The 16,907-nt window shown below is 54.2% G+C and carries 12 protein-coding genes, 7 tRNA genes and 1 pseudogene; 16 read left to right on the top strand and 4 right to left on the bottom strand.

Going from position 1 to position 16,907, the window contains the following annotated elements; all coding sequences use genetic code 11:
- Nucleotides 1-31: 31 nt before the first annotated feature.
- Nucleotides 32-475, top strand: a complete 444-nt coding sequence (gene fur, locus HA41_RS03775; protein WP_094119654.1) for a ferric iron uptake transcriptional regulator — start codon at nucleotides 32-34, stop codon at nucleotides 473-475.
- 72 nt (nucleotides 476-547) lie between these two features.
- Here the strand turns inward: fur and HA41_RS03770 are convergent, their stop codons facing one another.
- The 3 genes from HA41_RS03770 to nagE form a co-directional block, all read right to left on the bottom strand.
- Nucleotides 548-943: a hypothetical protein gene (locus tag HA41_RS03770; protein WP_094119653.1), complete on the bottom strand. Its 396-nt coding sequence runs from the start codon at nucleotides 941-943 to the stop codon at nucleotides 548-550.
- Nucleotides 944-1,175: 232 nt separating this feature from the next.
- A complete protein-coding gene (gene glnS / locus HA41_RS03765; protein WP_094119652.1) occupies nucleotides 1,176-2,843 on the bottom strand; it encodes a glutamine--tRNA ligase in 1,668 nt (555 codons plus the stop codon).
- A gap of 157 nt (nucleotides 2,844-3,000) precedes the next feature.
- Complete coding sequence (gene nagE / locus HA41_RS03760) at nucleotides 3,001-5,034, bottom strand: N-acetylglucosamine-specific PTS transporter subunit IIBC (protein ID WP_094119651.1); 2,034 nt, start codon at nucleotides 5,032-5,034, stop codon at nucleotides 3,001-3,003.
- A gap of 329 nt (nucleotides 5,035-5,363) precedes the next feature.
- On the opposite strand from nagE, the gene nagB reads away from it, so the two are divergent.
- The 12 genes and pseudogenes from nagB (at nucleotide 5,364) to HA41_RS03695 (ending at nucleotide 12,251) form a co-directional block, all read left to right on the top strand.
- Complete coding sequence (gene nagB / locus HA41_RS03755) at nucleotides 5,364-6,164, top strand: glucosamine-6-phosphate deaminase (RefSeq protein WP_094119650.1); 801 nt, start codon at nucleotides 5,364-5,366, stop codon at nucleotides 6,162-6,164.
- Nucleotides 6,165-6,227: 63 nt separating this feature from the next.
- A complete protein-coding gene (gene nagA, locus HA41_RS03750) occupies nucleotides 6,228-7,376 on the top strand; it encodes an N-acetylglucosamine-6-phosphate deacetylase (protein WP_094119649.1) in 1,149 nt (382 codons plus the stop codon).
- Between the two features lie 7 nt (nucleotides 7,377-7,383).
- Nucleotides 7,384-8,604 (top strand): DNA-binding transcriptional regulator NagC, encoded by a 1,221-nt coding sequence (gene nagC / locus HA41_RS03745; protein WP_094119648.1) that lies wholly within the window; start codon nucleotides 7,384-7,386, stop codon nucleotides 8,602-8,604.
- Nucleotides 8,605-8,644: 40 nt separating this feature from the next.
- Nucleotides 8,645-9,397, top strand: a pseudogene (locus HA41_RS03740) (HAD-IIA family hydrolase).
- Nucleotides 9,398-9,705: 308 nt separating this feature from the next.
- Nucleotides 9,706-11,373, top strand: coding sequence for an asparagine synthase B (gene asnB / locus HA41_RS03730; protein WP_094119646.1), 1,668 nt, complete (start codon nucleotides 9,706-9,708; stop codon nucleotides 11,371-11,373).
- 217 nt (nucleotides 11,374-11,590) lie between these two features.
- A tRNA-Met gene (locus HA41_RS03725) sits at nucleotides 11,591-11,667 on the top strand.
- 9 nt (nucleotides 11,668-11,676) lie between these two features.
- Nucleotides 11,677-11,761, top strand: a tRNA-Leu gene (locus tag HA41_RS03720).
- A gap of 22 nt (nucleotides 11,762-11,783) precedes the next feature.
- Nucleotides 11,784-11,858 (top strand) — tRNA-Gln (locus HA41_RS03715).
- A gap of 34 nt (nucleotides 11,859-11,892) precedes the next feature.
- A tRNA-Gln gene (locus tag HA41_RS03710) sits at nucleotides 11,893-11,967 on the top strand.
- A gap of 22 nt (nucleotides 11,968-11,989) precedes the next feature.
- Nucleotides 11,990-12,066 (top strand) — tRNA-Met (locus HA41_RS03705).
- A 6-nt stretch (nucleotides 12,067-12,072) separates the two neighbouring features.
- Nucleotides 12,073-12,147: transfer RNA gene (locus HA41_RS03700), tRNA-Gln, on the top strand.
- Between the two features lie 29 nt (nucleotides 12,148-12,176).
- Nucleotides 12,177-12,251 (top strand) — tRNA-Gln (locus HA41_RS03695).
- A 115-nt stretch (nucleotides 12,252-12,366) separates the two neighbouring features.
- On the opposite strand, the gene ubiF is transcribed toward HA41_RS03695, so the two are convergent.
- The gene (ubiF, locus tag HA41_RS03690; protein ID WP_094119645.1) at nucleotides 12,367-13,539 is read right to left on the bottom strand and encodes a 3-demethoxyubiquinol 3-hydroxylase; all 1,173 of its coding nucleotides are present in this window, start codon (nucleotides 13,537-13,539) and stop codon (nucleotides 12,367-12,369) included.
- Nucleotides 13,540-13,711: 172 nt separating this feature from the next.
- On the opposite strand from ubiF, the gene miaB reads away from it, so the two are divergent.
- From miaB to ybeY, 3 genes are all read left to right on the top strand, one after another.
- Nucleotides 13,712-15,136 carry a tRNA (N6-isopentenyl adenosine(37)-C2)-methylthiotransferase MiaB gene (gene miaB / locus HA41_RS03685; RefSeq protein WP_094119644.1) on the top strand — a complete coding sequence of 475 codons (1,425 nt, stop codon included), beginning with the start codon at nucleotides 13,712-13,714 and terminating at the stop codon, nucleotides 15,134-15,136.
- 208 nt (nucleotides 15,137-15,344) lie between these two features.
- A complete protein-coding gene (locus tag HA41_RS03680) occupies nucleotides 15,345-16,406 on the top strand; it encodes a PhoH family protein (RefSeq protein ID WP_094119643.1) in 1,062 nt (353 codons plus the stop codon).
- Nucleotides 16,403-16,876 (top strand): rRNA maturation RNase YbeY, encoded by a 474-nt coding sequence (gene ybeY / locus HA41_RS03675; protein WP_094119642.1) that lies wholly within the window; start codon nucleotides 16,403-16,405, stop codon nucleotides 16,874-16,876. Before HA41_RS03680 ends, ybeY begins: the two co-directional genes overlap by 4 nt.
- Nucleotides 16,877-16,907: the final 31 nt, after the last annotated feature.

The following is a 16,907-nucleotide window of genomic DNA, read 5'->3' as shown; positions in this document are numbered from 1 at the left end:
AAGTGAATATTAGTAACAGGACAAAACCCGCATGACTGACAACAATACCGCATTAAAGAAGGCTGGCCTGAAAGTCACGCTGCCCAGACTAAAAATTCTGGAAGTGCTTCAGGAACCTCAGTGCCATCACGTCAGCGCGGAAGATCTATACAAACGCCTGATCGATATCGGTGAAGAGATTGGTCTGGCCACCGTTTATCGTGTGCTGAACCAGTTTGATGATGCCGGTATTGTGACCCGTCACAATTTCGAAGGCGGCAAGTCGGTGTTTGAGCTGACTCAGCAACATCACCACGACCACCTGATCTGCCTGGACTGCGGTAAAGTGATCGAGTTCAGCGATGAGTCGATCGAAACCCGTCAGCGTGAAATCGCAACCCGCCACGGCATTAAGCTGACTAACCACAGCCTTTATCTCTATGGTCATTGCGCGCTGGGTGACTGCCGTGAAGATGAAACGCTGCACGATCAGTAATACTGATCTCGCCTGATATAACAAAAAACCGGTCACAGACCGGTTTTTTTTCGCCCTTTGTGCGCCGGGTCGTCAGGCGACCAGCGTCTCCTGCAGGTAGCGCCAGCGCGGAATCGAGGTGCTGCAGTCGAGAATCGCCAGCGCAATACGGCTCTGATTATCGCCATTCAGCATCTGCATTTCCCGATACTGTACCGTCACTTCCTGATCGTGATGAGAAATAATGACGTGCTCACAGGTGGCAATACGCATTCCTTCCCGCTTGCCGTGCAGCTGGCGGAAAAGTTCTTCCACTTCATTCAGGTTTAACTGATTTCCCCGTGGCGTAACCATGCGGAATTCAGGATGAAAATAGGACATCATCAGCTCAAAACTATCATCAGCTCCGGCAGGCTGATTGAAAATACGTTCAATAAGCTGATGTAAAACGACAACACTGTGTTTGGCTTCCTGGGCGAGAACGGTCATTTTTTTTCCTTATATCACTCGCTGAGCTCTGTCTGAGTGCGCATAGCCTACCTGAACGCGGATAATTCACATCTGGTAATTGATTAATTTTTTTAAACTCAGACTTCTCTCACAACTACAGCAAGTGACAAGGAAAGCAGTGGCAGCACAAACCTCGGCGATGGCAAAAATCCGGACAATAAAAAAGGGCGATAAGTCGCCCTTTTGTCATTTTATCAGTCAGCGCCGGTGATTATTCGCCGCTTTTAGTCCAGGTATCCCGCAGACCAACGGTGCGGTTAAACACCAGCTGCGACGGCTTCGAATAGACGCTGTCGGCACAGAAGTACCCTTCACGCTCAAACTGGTACGGTGTGGTTGCTTCCACATCGCGCAGACCCGGCTCTACAAAGCCCTGTTTGATAGTCAATGAGTCGGGGTTAATGACTGACAGGAAATCGTCTGCCGCAGCCGGGTTTGGCACGCTGAACAGGCGATCGTAGAGACGAAACTCCGCTGGCTGTGCATGATCTGCTGATACCCAATGGATCACGCCTTTCACCTTACGGCCATCGGCAGGATCTTTACTCAGGGTATCCACGTCGCTGGTGCAGTAGATGCAGGTGATGTTACCCGCGTCATCTTTAGCCACCCGCTCAGCACGAATCACATAGGCGTTGCGCAGGCGCACTTCTTTGCCCAGCACCAGACGCTTATATTGCTTGTTGGCCTCTTCGCGGAAATCCGCCCGATCGATCCAGATCTCACGGCTGAACGGCACCTCACGCGTCCCCATCTCCGGTTTAGACGGATGGTTAGGCATGGTGATGCTTTCATGATGACCCGCCGGCAGGTTTTCAATCACTACTTTCAGTGGATCAAGCACGGCCATCGCGCGTGGTGCATTCTCGTTGAGATCGTCACGAATGCACGATTCCAGCGACGCCATTTCCACAATATTGTCCTGCCTGGTGACACCAATACGGCGGCAGAACTCGCGGATTGAGGCGGCAGTATAACCGCGACGGCGTAAGCCAGAAACGGTCAGCATGCGCGGATCATCCCAGCCTTCAACGTGTTTCTCGGTCACCAGTTGAGTCAGTTTGCGTTTCGACATTACCGCATATTCAAGATTCAGGCGAGAGAACTCATACTGACGTGGATGCACCGGAATAGTGATGTTGTCCAGCACCCAGTCGTAGAGCCGACGGTTATCCTGGAACTCCAGCGTACAGAGTGAATGCGTGATGCCTTCCAGCGCATCGGAGATGCAGTGGGTAAAGTCATACATCGGATAGATGCACCACTTGTTACCGGTCTGGTGGTGTTCAGCGAACTTAATCCGGTACAGCACCGGATCGCGCATCACGATAAAATTAGAGGCCATATCGATTTTTGCGCGCAGACAGGCCGTGCCTTCGGCAAATTCCCCGTTACGCATTTTCTCGAACAGGGCCAGGTTCTCTTCCACGCTGCGATCGCGATAGGGACTGTTTTTGCCCGGTGCGGTCAGGGTGCCGCGATACTCGCGAATCGCTTCCGGGGTCAGCTCATCAACGTAAGCCAGCCCTTTATTGATCAGTTCAATCGCATAGTTGTAGAGCTGATCAAAATAGTTTGATGAGTAACAAACCTCACCGCTCCACTCAAAGCCCAGCCATTTGACGTCACGCTTGATGGATTCAACGAACTCCACATCCTCTTTCACCGGGTTAGTATCGTCGAAACGCAGGTTACATTGCCCCTGGTAATCCTGGGCGAGGCCAAAATTCAGACAGATAGATTTCGCATGACCAATGTGCAGATAGCCATTGGGCTCCGGCGGAAAACGGGTATGCACGCTGCTGTGCTTACCGCTCGCCAAATCTTCGTCGATGATCTGACGAATAAAGTTAGTTGGGCGGGCTTCAGCCTCACTCATCTCAAAAATCCTCAATACGAATAGCGGGTGATTGGTACCACGAAGTTACGGAGTATGATCCACAAAGCGTCAGAGGGAAACAACCGTTTGTTAAGCCTTTAAAACAAAAAAAGGCAGGAATCGCTTCCTGCCTTGTGGGTTCTGTTGCGGGGGATTATTAGCCTTTCACTTCATACAGTGGGGTTTCACCCGCCACTACCTGGCCGCTGGCCAATAATGTCAGACCGGCGAAATCATCGCTGTTGCTGACCACCACCGGACTGACCATCGACCGGGCATTGGCGTTCAGGAAATCAAGGTCCATCTCCAGTACTGGCTGACCGGCGACCACGCTGGCACCCTCTTCCACCAGACGGGTAAAGCCTTTCCCTTCCAGCGCCACGGTGTCCAGCCCCATGTGCACCACAATCTCGACGCCGTTGTCAGTTTCCAGACAAAAGGCGTGATTAGTATTAAAGATTTTCACCAGCGTACCGGCGATCGGTGCCACCACCCATTTATCGCTCGGCTTGATCGCCAGACCGTCGCCCACCGCTTTGCTGGCAAAGGCTTCATCCGGTACCGCCTCCAGTGCGACAACTTCACCGCTTACCGGTGCCAGTAGTGTAGCAATCACCCGCTTTTCACTGTTCAGCACCGCCTGCGGTTTCACTTCCGGGGCGGCGGCTGGCGTAGCGCTGTTGCTGGCCGTTGCGGCTACCGGGCCTTTAGTCAGCACTTTTTTCATCGCTGAAGCGATGCTTTCTGCCTGAGTACCGACAATGATCTGCACGCTCTGCTTGTTAAGACGAATCACCCCGGACGCGCCAAGACGTTTCGCCACACTTTCATTGACCTGGGCCGAATCATTGACGTTAAGGCGCAGACGGGTGATACAGGCATCAATGCTGGTTAAGTTATCAGAGCCGCCAATCGCCCCGATATAACGGCGCGCCAGCGTTTCTGTTGCACTTTCACCGTTGTCAGTTTTGTCGACGTTAACGTCATAGCCATCGCTTTCATCACCGGCTACCGCCAGTTCACGGCCTGGGGTCATCAGGTTGAATTTTTTGATGGTATAACGGAAGACCACATAGTAGATGGCGAAGAACACCAGACCCTGCGGGATCAGCATATACCAGTGGGTTGCCAGCGGGTTACGGGTCGACAGCACCATATCCACCAGCCCGGCGCTGAAGCCGAAACCGGCAATCCAGTGCATACTGGCTGCGATGAAGACCGAAATACCGGTCAGCACGGCGTGGATCAGATAGAGCACCGGGGCCACGAACATAAAGGAAAATTCCAGCGGTTCGGTAATACCGGTGAAGAAGGCCGCAAAGGCTGCCGCCAGCATAATACCGCCGACTTTGGCACGGTTTTCCGGCCGTGCGCAGTGGTAAATCGCCAGCGCAGCACCTGGCAGACCGAACATCATAATCGGGAAGAAGCCCGCCTGATAACGACCGGTGATGCCCACGGTTGCCGATCCGTCAGCCAGCGACTGGGCACCGCCGAGGAATTTAGGAATATCGTTAATGCCGGCCACGTCGAACCAGAAAACCGAGTTCAGGGCGTGATGTAAACCGACCGGAATCAGCAGACGGTTAAAGAAGGCGTAGATGCCCGCGCCAACGGAACCGAGTTTCTGAATATGTTCGCCAAAACCCACCAGACCGTTGAAGATCACCGGCCAGATATACATCAGGATAAAGGCAACCACGATCATCAGGAACGACACCAGAATCGGTACCAGCCTGCGTCCACTGAAGAACGAGAGCGCTTTAGGCAGCTCGACATGGCTGAAGCGGTTATAGACCTCCGCCGATAAAATACCGACCAGAATACCGACGAACTGGTTGTTGATTTTGCCAAAGGCAGCAGGCACCTGATCAACCGGCATTTTCTGAATCATGGCCACCGCAGCCGGTGAACAGAGCGTGGTGACCACCAGGAACCCGACGAATCCAGTCAGGGCAGCGGCACCGTCTTTATCTTTGGACATGCCGTAGGCGACGCCAATCGCAAACAGTACCGACATGTTTTCAATGATGGCAGCCCCGGATTTAATCAGCAGCGCGGCCAGCGCATTGCCTGCGCCCCAGCTGTCTGGATCAATCCAGTAACCGACCCCCATTAATATCGCTGCCGCTGGCAGGGTCGCCACCGGCACCATCAGCGCACGGCCAACCTTCTGTAAGTAACCTAACATTTACCCTTCCCCCTATGAGCCTTGCTTATCGCTCTGCGCCGCTTAATGTTGTTATGTCGGCAGCAAAGACCGTAATGACACTTCATATCATGCAGCGAAGTGTAATGATAAATTAATTCGCCTCGCAAATTAAAACCACTGCTATTGTGACTTTTATCACCAAAAAACATCCTTTGATGCGGCAACATCTGGCTATAGCCGCAAACTTATTTTATGATCCGAAATATTAAGGCGCACTCAGACCGTGGCGGGATGGCATAATCCGTTTAGGCTAATGAGTAATACAACCGATTCGCGCCCTCCTTTCCATTTCCTAATTGAGGTGAAACATGAGACTGATTCCTTTAGCCACACCGACCCAGGTCGGCAAGTGGGCAGCACGCCACATTGTGAACCGGATTAATGCCTTCAACCCAACGGCAGACAAACCCTTTGTACTTGGACTGCCGACCGGCGGTACGCCGCTCGAAGCCTACAAGCACCTGATTGAGATGCACAAAGCGGGCCAGGTTAGTTTTAAACATGTTATCACTTTCAATATGGACGAATATGTTGGCCTGCCGAAAGAGCACCCGGAAAGCTACCACAGCTTCATGTATCGCAACTTCTTTGATCATGTTGATATTCAACCAGAAAACATTAATCTTCTGAATGGTAATGCGCCCGATATTGACGCAGAATGTCGCCAGTACGAAGAGAAAATTCGCGCGCTGGGCAAAATTCACCTGTTTATGGGCGGCGTCGGTAACGATGGGCATATTGCCTTTAATGAACCGGCCTCTTCACTGGCTTCCCGTACCCGGATTAAAACCCTGACCCATGACACCCGCGTGGCAAACTCCCGCTTCTTTAATGGCGATGTTGATCAGGTGCCAAAATATGCGCTGACGGTGGGTGTCGGCACCTTGCTGGACGCGGAAGAAGTAATGATTCTGGTTACCGGTCACGTTAAAGCCCAGGCGCTGCAGGCGGCGGTTGAAGGAAACGTGAATCACATGTGGACCATCAGCTGTCTGCAACTGCACCCGAAATCGGTGGTGGTGTGTGACGAGCCGGCTACCATGGAACTGAAAGTGAAAACCGTGAAGTATTTCCGCGAGATGGAAGCGGAAAATATGAAAGGCGTGTAATACAAAACGTTGTCATAACTGCTGTTGCCACGAGCAGCAGCAGGTCAGGACGGGAGAGAAAAGATGTACGCATTAGTGAATGGCCGAATCTATAGCGGTCACCAGATTCTGGATAATCACGCCGTGGTGATTGCCAATGGCCGCATTGACCGCGTGATCCCACGTGAGTCGTTGCCCGCCGACGTGGAGCAGCGCGATATGTCTGGCGGCATGATTGCTCCCGGCTTTATCGATCTGCAGCTCAATGGCTGTGGCGGCGTCCAGTTTAATGATGACATTGACGCGCTCAGCGTAGAGACACTGGAAATCATGCAGCGCGCTAACCAGAAGTCAGGCTGCACCAGCTTTTTACCGACGCTGATCACCAGCAGCGACGAATTAATGCAGCGCGCAATTGAAACCATGCGCACTTATCTGCAGAAACATCAGCATCAGGCGCTGGGACTGCATCTGGAAGGCCCGTGGCTGAGCAAAGCGAAGAAAGGCACCCATAATCCGGCGCTGATTCGCCTGCCGGATGCTGCGCTGGTGCAATACCTGTGTGAAAACGCGGATGTGATCACAAAAGTGACGCTGGCCCCGGAAAATGCGGGCAGCGATGTGATTCGTCAGCTGACTGAAGCGGGTATCATCGTCTCCGCCGGGCATTCAAACGCTACCTACGAAGAAGCCAAAGCAGGTTTCTCCGCTGGCGTTAGCTTTGCCACGCACCTGTATAACGCCATGCCGACTTTTGCCGGTCGTGAACCGGGTCTTATCGGTGCGCTGTTTGATTCGCCTGATGTATACTGCGGCATCATTGCGGATGGTTTACATGTTCATTACGCCAATGTCCGCAATGCAAAACGCATCAAAGGCGATAAGCTGGTGCTGGTGACCGATGCCACAGCGCCCGCTGGCGCGGCGATCAGCGAATTTATTTTTGCTGGTAAAACAATCTATTATCGTGATGGTCTGTGCGTTGATGAAAACGGCACGCTGAGCGGCTCTGCCCTCACCATGATCGAAGCAGTACAAAACAGTGTTGAACATGCTGGCATTGCACTGGATGAAGCGTTGCGCATGGCGTCACTCTACCCGGCACGGGCGATGGGCGTGGAAAGGCAGTTGGGATCGATCGAAGCAGGAAAAATCGCGAACCTGACTGTGTTTACGCGCGACTTTAAAATCATTAAGACGTTTGTCAACGGAGACGACGTCCTGAGCGAGTAAGCACTGAATGACCACTGGCGGCCAGTCACAAATAGGAAATGTCGATCTTGTTAAGCAACTCAATAGCGCAGCCGTTTACCGGCTGATTGATCAACAGGGGCCGATATCGCGCATTCAGATCGCCGAACTCAGCCAGCTTGCGCCCGCCAGCGTCACTAAAATTACGCGTCAATTGATTGAGCGCGGCTTGATCAAAGAGGTCGATCAGCAAGCCTCTACCGGCGGTCGCCGCGCCATCTCTATCATCACTGAAACCCGCCATTTCCACACCATCGGCGTCCGGCTCGGGCGCAACGATGCGACCCTGACGTTGTTCGATCTGAGCGGTAAATCACTGGCGCAGGAAGATTATGCGCTGCCGGAACGCACGCAGGAGACGCTGCAGCATGCGCTGTTTAACGCCATCAGCGCCTTTATTGAGCAGCACCAGCGCAAAATACGCGAGCTGATCGCTATCTCGGTCATCCTGCCCGGACTGGTTGACCCGATCAACGGCGTCATCCGCTATATGCCACACATTGCGGTCAGTCACTGGCCGCTGGTTTCCAGTCTGAAAGCGCGCTTTAACGTGACCAGCTTTGTCGGTCACGATATTCGCAGCCTGGCGCTGGCTGAGCACTATTTTGGCGCAAGCCGCGACTGTGCCGACTCCATTCTGGTGCGCTTACATCGCGGCACCGGAGCCGGCATTATTGCCAACGGCCATATTTTTCTCGGCAGCAACGGTAACGTCGGGGAGATTGGTCACATTCAGGTCGATCCGCTGGGCGAACGCTGCCATTGCGGTAATTTTGGCTGCCTCGAAACCATCGCCGCCAACGGCGCGATTGAAAACCGGGTGCGTCACCTGCTGAATCAGGGCTACCCCAGTATGCTGACGCTCGACGCGTGCCAGATGCCACAAATCTGTAAAGCGGCTAATCAGGGCGATGCACTGGCTTGTGAAGTGATTGAATATGTTGGCCGCTACCTTGGCAAAGCCATTGCCATTGCCATCAATCTGTTTAATCCGCAAAAAGTGGTGCTGGCCGGTGAAATCACCGACGCGGAGAAAGTGTTACTGCCCGCAATTGAAGGCTGCATTAATACGCAGGCTCTCGTTGCTTTCCGCAAAAATCTGCCGGTGGTCCGCTCAACGCTGGATCATCGTTCGGCAATCGGCGCCTTTGCGCTGGCAAAACGTGCCATGCTTAACGGCATTCTGCTGCAACATCTTCTCGAAGAATAAGCTCAGCCTGCCGCTCTGGCGGGCCACATCGGATCTGACTATGACCATTAAAAGCGTAATTTGTGACATTGATGGCGTGCTGATGCACGACAATACGGCAGTTCCCGGCGCTCAGGAGTTTTTGCAGCGCATTCTGGCGAAAGAGATGCCGCTGGTGCTGCTGACCAACTACCCTTCGCAAACCGAGCAGGATCTGGCGAACCGTTTTGCCTCGGCGGGCGTTGAGGTGCCGGATTCGGTATTTTACACCTCGGCGATGGCCACGGCCGATTTCCTGCGCCGCCAGGAAGGTAAAAAAGCCTATGTGATTGGTTAAGGCGCGCTGATCCACGAACTTTACAAGGCGGGCTTTACCATCACCGATATCAACCCCGATTTTGTTATCGTCGGGGAAACGCGTTCGTTCAACTGGGATATGATGCACAAGGCCGCGTTTTTCGTCGCTAACGGCGCGCGCTTCATTGCCACTAACCCGGATACCCATGCGCGCGGCTTTGTTCCCGCCTGTGGCGCGCTGTGTGCCGGCATTGAGAAGATTTCCGGTCGCCGCCCTTTCTACGTGGGCAAACCGAGTCCCTACATTATGCGTGCGGCCCTGAACAAGATGCAGGCGCATTCGGAAGAGACGGTAATTGTTGGTGACAATCTGCGCACCGATATTCTGGCCGGTTTTCAGGCCGGGCTGGAGACGGTGCTGGTGCTGTCCGGCGTGTCAACCTTAAGCGATATTGATGCCTTGCCGTTCCGGCCAGACTGGATCTACCCTTCAGTCGCGGATATTGACCTGTTCTGATGCCTTTTTCTTATGACGCATCGGGCTAAAGCGTGATGTGTCCCCCTCTTTTCGACCGATTACCGCCCTTTCCTTCGGTTAAAATCCAGCCAGAAAATGCATTTCATTATCGATTCGACAATAAAATTGTCATTAATTTGACGTTTATTCAATTTTATCGCCACGACAACAATCTTTTTGTCAGTAAATCGTGATTCCTCTTGCATTGAATACACCAAATAGCGCATTTTCTTATACATCACGCAGCGTCAGGCTGCCGGACAAACGCAAAAGATAACATCGCCGTAAGGTGAGCTCAGGAGTCAGTTATGTGTTCAATTTTTGGTGTGCTGGATCTGAAAACCGATCCTGTTGAGCTGCGCAAAAAAGCGCTGGAATGTTCACGCTTAATGCGTCATCGCGGCCCGGACTGGTCTGGTGTCTATGCCGATGACCATGCCATCCTGGCGCATGAACGCCTCTCAATCGTTGACGTCAACAATGGTGCACAGCCGCTGTACAACGCCGACCACACTCACGTCCTGGCGGTTAACGGCGAGATCTATAACCATCGGGCACTGCGCGCAGAGCTGAGCGACCGCTATCAGTTCCAGACCGGATCTGACTGTGAAGTCATTCTGGCGCTGTATCAGGAAAAAGGCGTTGATTTTCTCGACGATCTGGAAGGCATGTTCGCCTTTATTCTGTATGACAGCGTTAAAAAAAGTTACCTGATTGGCCGTGATCACATCGGCATCATTCCGCTCTATATGGGTAACGATGAGCACGGCAACCTCTATGTCGCGTCAGAGATGAAAGCGCTGGTGCCGGCCTGTCGTTCAATCAAAGAGTTCCCGCCGGGCAGCTACCTCTCCAGCACCGATGGCGAAATCCGTCGCTACTGGCAGCGTGACTGGATGGAATACAAAAATGTCGAACACAACACCACCGACGCTGCGGGCCTGAAACATGCGCTGGAAGAGTCAGTGAAAAGCCACCTGATGTCTGATGTGCCTTACGGTGTACTGCTGTCGGGCGGTCTCGATTCCTCAATCATCTCGGCCGTCACCAAGCGCTTTGCCGCTAAGCGGGTAGAAGATCAGGATAAAAGCGATGCCTGGTGGCCGCAGCTGCACTCGTTCGCGGTGGGGCTGGAAGGATCGCCCGATCTGAAAGCGGCCAAATCGGTTGCAGAACATCTCGGTACTGTGCACCACGAAATTCATTTCACCGTGCAGGAAGGTCTGGATGCGATTCGCGATGTGATTTATCACATTGAAACTTACGACGTCACCACTATCCGCGCGTCCACGCCGATGTATTTGATGTCACGTAAGATTAAAGCGATGGGCATTAAGATGGTGCTGTCGGGTGAAGGCGCAGATGAAGTGTTCGGCGGCTACCTCTATTTCCATAAAGCGCCGAATGCCAAAGAGTTCCACGAAGAAAACGTGCGCAAACTGCAGGCGCTGCACATGTTCGACTGCGCCCGTGCCAACAAGGCGATGTCAGCCTGGGGCGTGGAAGCCCGCGTCCCCTTCCTGGATAAAAAATTCCTCGACGTGGCGATGCGCATCAACCCGGCGGACAAAATGTGTGGCAGCAACGGCAAAATGGAGAAACACATCCTGCGTGAATGTTTCTCTTCATACCTGCCGGAAAGCGTCGCATGGCGTCAGAAAGAGCAGTTCTCCGATGGCGTGGGTTACAGCTGGATCGACTCACTGAAAGAGGTTGCCGCGAAGCAAATCAGCGACCAGCAGCTGGCCACCGCGCACTTCCGTTTCCCGTTCAACACGCCGGGTTCTAAAGAAGCCTATCTGTACCGTGAAATCTTTGAAGAGCTGTTCCCGTTACCGAGCGCGGCAGAGTGTGTGCCTGGCGGCCCATCAGTGGCCTGCTCCTCAGCCAAGGCGATTGAGTGGGACGAAGCATTTAAAAACATGGACGATCCTTCTGGTCGCGCCGTGGGCGTCCATCAGTCAGCCTATAAATAAGGGCAATGAAACAGAAAAAAATGGGCCTCTGCGGGCCCTTTTTTTTATCATCAGCGTTGTATTCACTGTAAAATTGTTGAATAAACCAGCAGCCTGGTTATAAGCCGGTCAAACAGCGGTTATCCGTAAAAAAACGGCAAAAAACTTGTTGACGCTGTTAAGTCAACTCCGCATAATGCGCCCCGCAACGCCGATGAAGGTAACGCGAAAAAAAGATGGCTACGTAGCTCAGCTGGTTAGAGCACAGCACTCATAATGCTGGGGTCACAGGTTCGATTCCCGTCGTAGCCACCATCTTTTTTTGCGGGAGTGGCGAAATTGGTAGACGCACCAGATTTAGGTTCTGGCGCCGCAAGGTGTGCGAGTTCAAGTCTCGCCTCCCGCACCATTTCATTATTCGGCAGCATGGATGGGGTATCGCCAAGCGGTAAGGCACCGGTTTTTGATACCGGCATTCCCTGGTTCGAATCCAGGTACCCCAGCCAATTTCGATGAATCTCGTGGCTGCGAGTGGACGGATGGGATATCGCCAAGCGGTAAGGCACCGGTTTTTGATACCGGCATTCCCTGGTTCGAATCCAGGTATCCCAGCCATCATCGAAATGCAGTACAATTTGGCTACGTAGCTCAGCTGGTTAGAGCACAGCACTCATAATGCTGGGGTCACAGGTTCGATTCCCGTCGTAGCCACCATATTATTGGGGTGTCGCCAAGCGGTAAGGCACTGGTTTCTGATACCAGCATTCCGGGGTTCGAATCCCTGCACCCCAGCCACACAAAAGACAATTTGATATAACACCTATTGGGGTGTCGCCAAGCGGTAAGGCACTGGTTTCTGATACCAGCATTCCGGGGTTCGAATCCCTGCACCCCAGCCAAATTGCACAACAAAGCCCGCTTTTGCGGGCTTTGTTGTTTTTGTGTTTCCCTGACCAATGCCAGGCAATGTAGCGGCCCGCCTTATCACGAGCCGTATAACGCTTTCAGGCTGATTTATAACCCCAGCGCATAGCGCAGCACCTGCCGCTTTAATACCCCGGAATGCTCGGCCGCCATCAGCCCAAGATTACGCGCAAAACGCAGCGGCGCCAGTTGATTGCTGAAGGCGAAATAGAAGAGATCCATCCCGCCCTGCATCAGCATGTTGTCGGTACGTCGCTGGCGCTGATAGCGCTGCAATATCCGCTCCGCCGCCCAGTCTTCTGCTGCGCCGCGCGCGGTCACCAGCACATCGATCAACGCATCGATATCGCGATAGCCGAGGTTCACGCCCTGCCCCGCCAGCGGGTTGATGGTGTGTGCCGCATCGCCCACCAGCGCCAGTCCGGGCAGCACGTAACGTGCCGCATGACGACGTACCAGCGGGAAGCCAGCCGCCCCATGGGCTTTAAACCGCCCCAGACGGGCCGGAAAGTGGCTGGCTATCTCTTTCTCCAGCTGCGGCAATGCCATCGCCTGCAGCTGACGTATCCGCGCAGGGGCGTCATACCAGACCAGCGAAGCGCGGTTGTCATACAGCGGCAGAAAAGCGCGCGGCCCCTGGGGCGTGAAATGTTGCCAGGTGGCATCACCGGCCGGATGTTCACAGGTAACGCTGATCAGTAAACAGGACTGGGCATAGCTCCAGCCGTGGATACCAATCCCTGCCATTTGCCGTACCTGAGAGTTAGCGCCATCAGCGCCCACCACCAGCCGGCTATGCAGCGTCTCGTCGCCGCTCAGATCAACGCGCCAGCCGCCATTCTCCTGCTGCAGGTTCTCCAGCGTGGCCGGGCAACAGAGCGTGACGCCGAGCGCCTGCATCTCTTCCCACAGCGCCCGTTGCAGCACGCTATTTTCCACCATAAAACCGAGTTCAGGCAGCCCGAGTGAGGCGGCATCAAAGCTGACCTGAGCGGTTTGCCACTCCCAGGTTTCCAGCTTGCGATAGGGCGCACAGCGCATCGCTTCAACCCGTGACCAGACGTTAAGCTGCTTTAATAACGCCACCGAGGATGAGCCGATAGCCGAGATCCGCAGATCGGGATCGCTCTCCGCAGCAAAAGGGGCCGGCTCTGCGCGCTCAATCACCGCCACGCGAAATTTATGCTGCGTCAGTCCACACGCCAGCGCCGCACCCACCATGCCGCCGCCGACGATTACCACATCAAACTGGTTATCCTGCATTGCTTTTATCCTTCTTCTTTTCCCGCCAGCCTGCGCAACACGGGTCTGATTGAAGCAAAGTGTACCGGAAAATTCTGGCACGATCAGAAAAGCCCTTAGGCTGGTCACAACAGCATCAAAGCATTACAATACGCGCCCTGCACTTCACTGCACTGAATCAATGGCTAGTTCGATGACAAAAAAACTGCATATTAAAACCTGGGGATGTCAGATGAATGAGTATGATTCATCGAAGATGTCTGACCTGCTGAACAGTACGCACGGCTACACGCTGACCGAGGTCGCTGAAGAGGCGGATATTCTGCTGCTCAACACCTGTTCTATTCGCGAGAAAGCGCAGGAGAAGGTTTTCCACCAGTTGGGACGCTGGAAAAAGTTAAAAGAGCGTAACCCGGATTTGATCATCGGCGTCGGCGGCTGCGTGGCGTCGCAGGAAGGGGATCACATTCGCCAGCGTGCGCCTTGCGTGGATATCGTTTTTGGCCCGCAGACCCTGCACCGTCTGCCAGAAATGATCAATACCGTACGCGGCAGTAAAAGTCCGGTGGTTGACATCAGCTTCCCGGAAATCGAGAAATTTGACCGTCTGCCGGACCCGCGTGCAGAAGGTCCGACCGCCTTCGTCTCCATCATGGAAGGCTGCAACAAATACTGTACCTTCTGCGTGGTGCCCTATACCCGCGGTGAAGAAGTCAGCCGTCCGAGCGACGACATTCTGCTGGAGATCGCCCAGCTGGCGGCCCAGGGCGTGCGCGAAGTCAACCTGCTCGGCCAGAACGTTAACGCTTATCGCGGGGCCACCTTTGATGGCGGCGTCTGCACCTTCGCGGAACTGCTGCGACTGGTGGCGGCCATTGATGGTATCGACCGGATTCGCTTCACCACCAGTCACCCGATTGAGTTCACCGATGACATTATCGAGGTCTACCGCGATACGCCGGAGCTGGTGAGCTTCCTGCATCTGCCGGTACAGAGCGGTGCCGACCGGATTCTGACGCTGATGAAACGGGCACACACTGCGCTGGAGTATAAGGCGATTATCCGTAAGCTGCGCGCGGCCCGCCCGGATATTGAGATCAGTTCTGACTTCATCATCGGTTTCCCGGGTGAGACCCAGCAGGATTTCGAGCAGACGATGAAGCTGATCGCCGATATCAATTTCGACGTCAGCTTCAGCTTTATCTACTCGGCGCGTCCGGGCACCCCGGCGGCTGACCTGCCGGATGACGTCAGCGAAGAGGAGAAAAAGCAGCGCCTGTGGATCCTGCAGGATCGCATCAATCAGCAGGCGCAGGCGATCAGCCGCCGGATGCTCGGCACGGTGCAGCGTATCCTGGTGGAAGGCATCTCCCGCAAGAACGTGATGGAAGTTTCTGGCCGCACCGAAAATAATCGTGTGGTGAACTTTGAGGGTTCGCCTGAGATGATCGGCAAGTTCGTTGATGTCGAAATCGTCGATGTCTATACCAACTCACTGCGCGGTAAGCTGGTGCGTACCGAAGAAGAGATGGGGCTGCGCATGGCCGAAAGCCCGGCTTCCGTCATCGCCCGCACCCGTAAAGAGAACGAGATCGGCGTAGGTCTGTTCCAGCCTTGATGTCTGCCATACTTGCGGCAATGCGCACAGCATTGCCGCCAATTTCACTTTGTTGCACTTGGTTTCTGAAAGTGCCGCCCAAATATCTCTCCTTAAGCTTGCGCCCAGGCGTTACGGCATAAATAATTTCGTTATGGAGCATCCGGTTAAGCCCAACGGTGCGTCAGACAACCCTCATAACTGGCCCTGAGTGACCCAAAGGATTCGTTTGAATATCGAAACTCGTGAAATCGCCCTTGAACCGGCCGATAATCGTCGTCTGATGAGCCTGTGCGGTCCATTTGACGATAATGTGAAACAGCTTGAACGTCGTCTGGGTATTGAGATCAATCGTCGGGACAACGTCTTTAAGCTGGTGGGGCGCGCACTCTGCGTGAATGCGGCGGCTGACATTCTGAAAACACTCTATGTGGATACCGCGCCGGTACGCGGTGACATTCCGGATATTGAGCCGGACCAGATTCATCTGGCGATCAAAGAGAGCCGGGTGCTGGAGCAGACGGCCGAAAGCGTGCCGGAGTATGGCAAAGCGGTCAATATCAAGACCAAACGCGGCGTAATCAAGCCACGTACGCCAAACCAGGCGCAGTATATCGCTAACGTGCTTGACCATGACATCACCTTTGGCGTCGGTCCTGCCGGTACGGGTAAGACGTATCTGGCGGTGGCGGCGGCAGTGGATGCGCTGGAACGTCAGGAGATTCGCCGTATCCTGCTGACCCGTCCGGCGGTTGAAGCGGGTGAGAAGCTCGGCTTTCTGCCCGGCGATCTGAGCCAGAAGGTAGACCCTTATCTGCGTCCACTGTATGACGCGCTGTTCGAGATGCTTGGGTTTGAGCGGGTTGAGAAGCTGATGGAGCGCAACGTCATCGAAGTCGCGCCGCTGGCTTACATGCGTGGCCGTACGCTGAATGACGCCTTTATCATTCTCGATGAGAGCCAGAACACCACCATCGAACAGATGAAGATGTTCCTGACGCGTATCGGCTTCAACTCTAAAGCGGTGATCACCGGTGACGTGACCCAGATTGACCTGCCACGCCACGTTAAATCGGGCCTGCGCCATGCGATCGAAGTGCTGTCAGAAGTGGAAGAGATCAGCTTCAACTTCTTCCACAGTGAAGACGTGGTGCGGCATCCGGTGGTGGCCCGTATTGTCACCGCCTATGAAGCCTGGGAAGAGGCCGATCAGAAACGCCGCGATCAGCATGCTGAAGAGCGAAAACGCGAGGCGCTGGCCGCCCAGAGCGTGACGCAGGAGAGCAAATGAGCGAGGTGATTCTTGACCTGCAGATCGCCTGTGAAAACAGCACCGATCTGCCCGCTGAAAGCCAGTTTCACCGCTGGCTGTCAGCGGCGGTTACCCCTTTTCAGCCGGAAAGCGAAGTCACGGTGCGTCTGGTGGATGAAGCGGAAAGTCATGAACTGAATCTGACCTATCGCGGTAAAAATAAACCCACCAACGTGCTCTCTTTCCCGTTCGAGGCCCCGCCGGGCATCGAACTGCCGCTGCTTGGCGACCTGATTATTTGTCGTCAGGTGGTGGAGCAGGAAGCGGCTGAGCAAAACAAACCGGTGGAAGCCCACTGGGCGCACATGGTGGTCCACGGCACGCTTCACCTGCTGGGTTACGACCATATTGAAGACGACGAAGCCGAAGAGATGGAGTCACTGGAGACCGAGATAATGCTTGCTCTTGGGTATCCTGATCCGTACATTTCGGAGAAAGAAGACGCCTGAGCCCTGGGTTCCGGCTATCCTGCTGCCAGCG

The organism is Pantoea conspicua (genome assembly GCF_002095315.1).
GTDB classification, from domain to species: Bacteria; Pseudomonadota; Gammaproteobacteria; order Enterobacterales; family Enterobacteriaceae; genus Pantoea; species Pantoea conspicua.
This window is presented reverse-complemented; position numbering and strand designations above follow the sequence as displayed.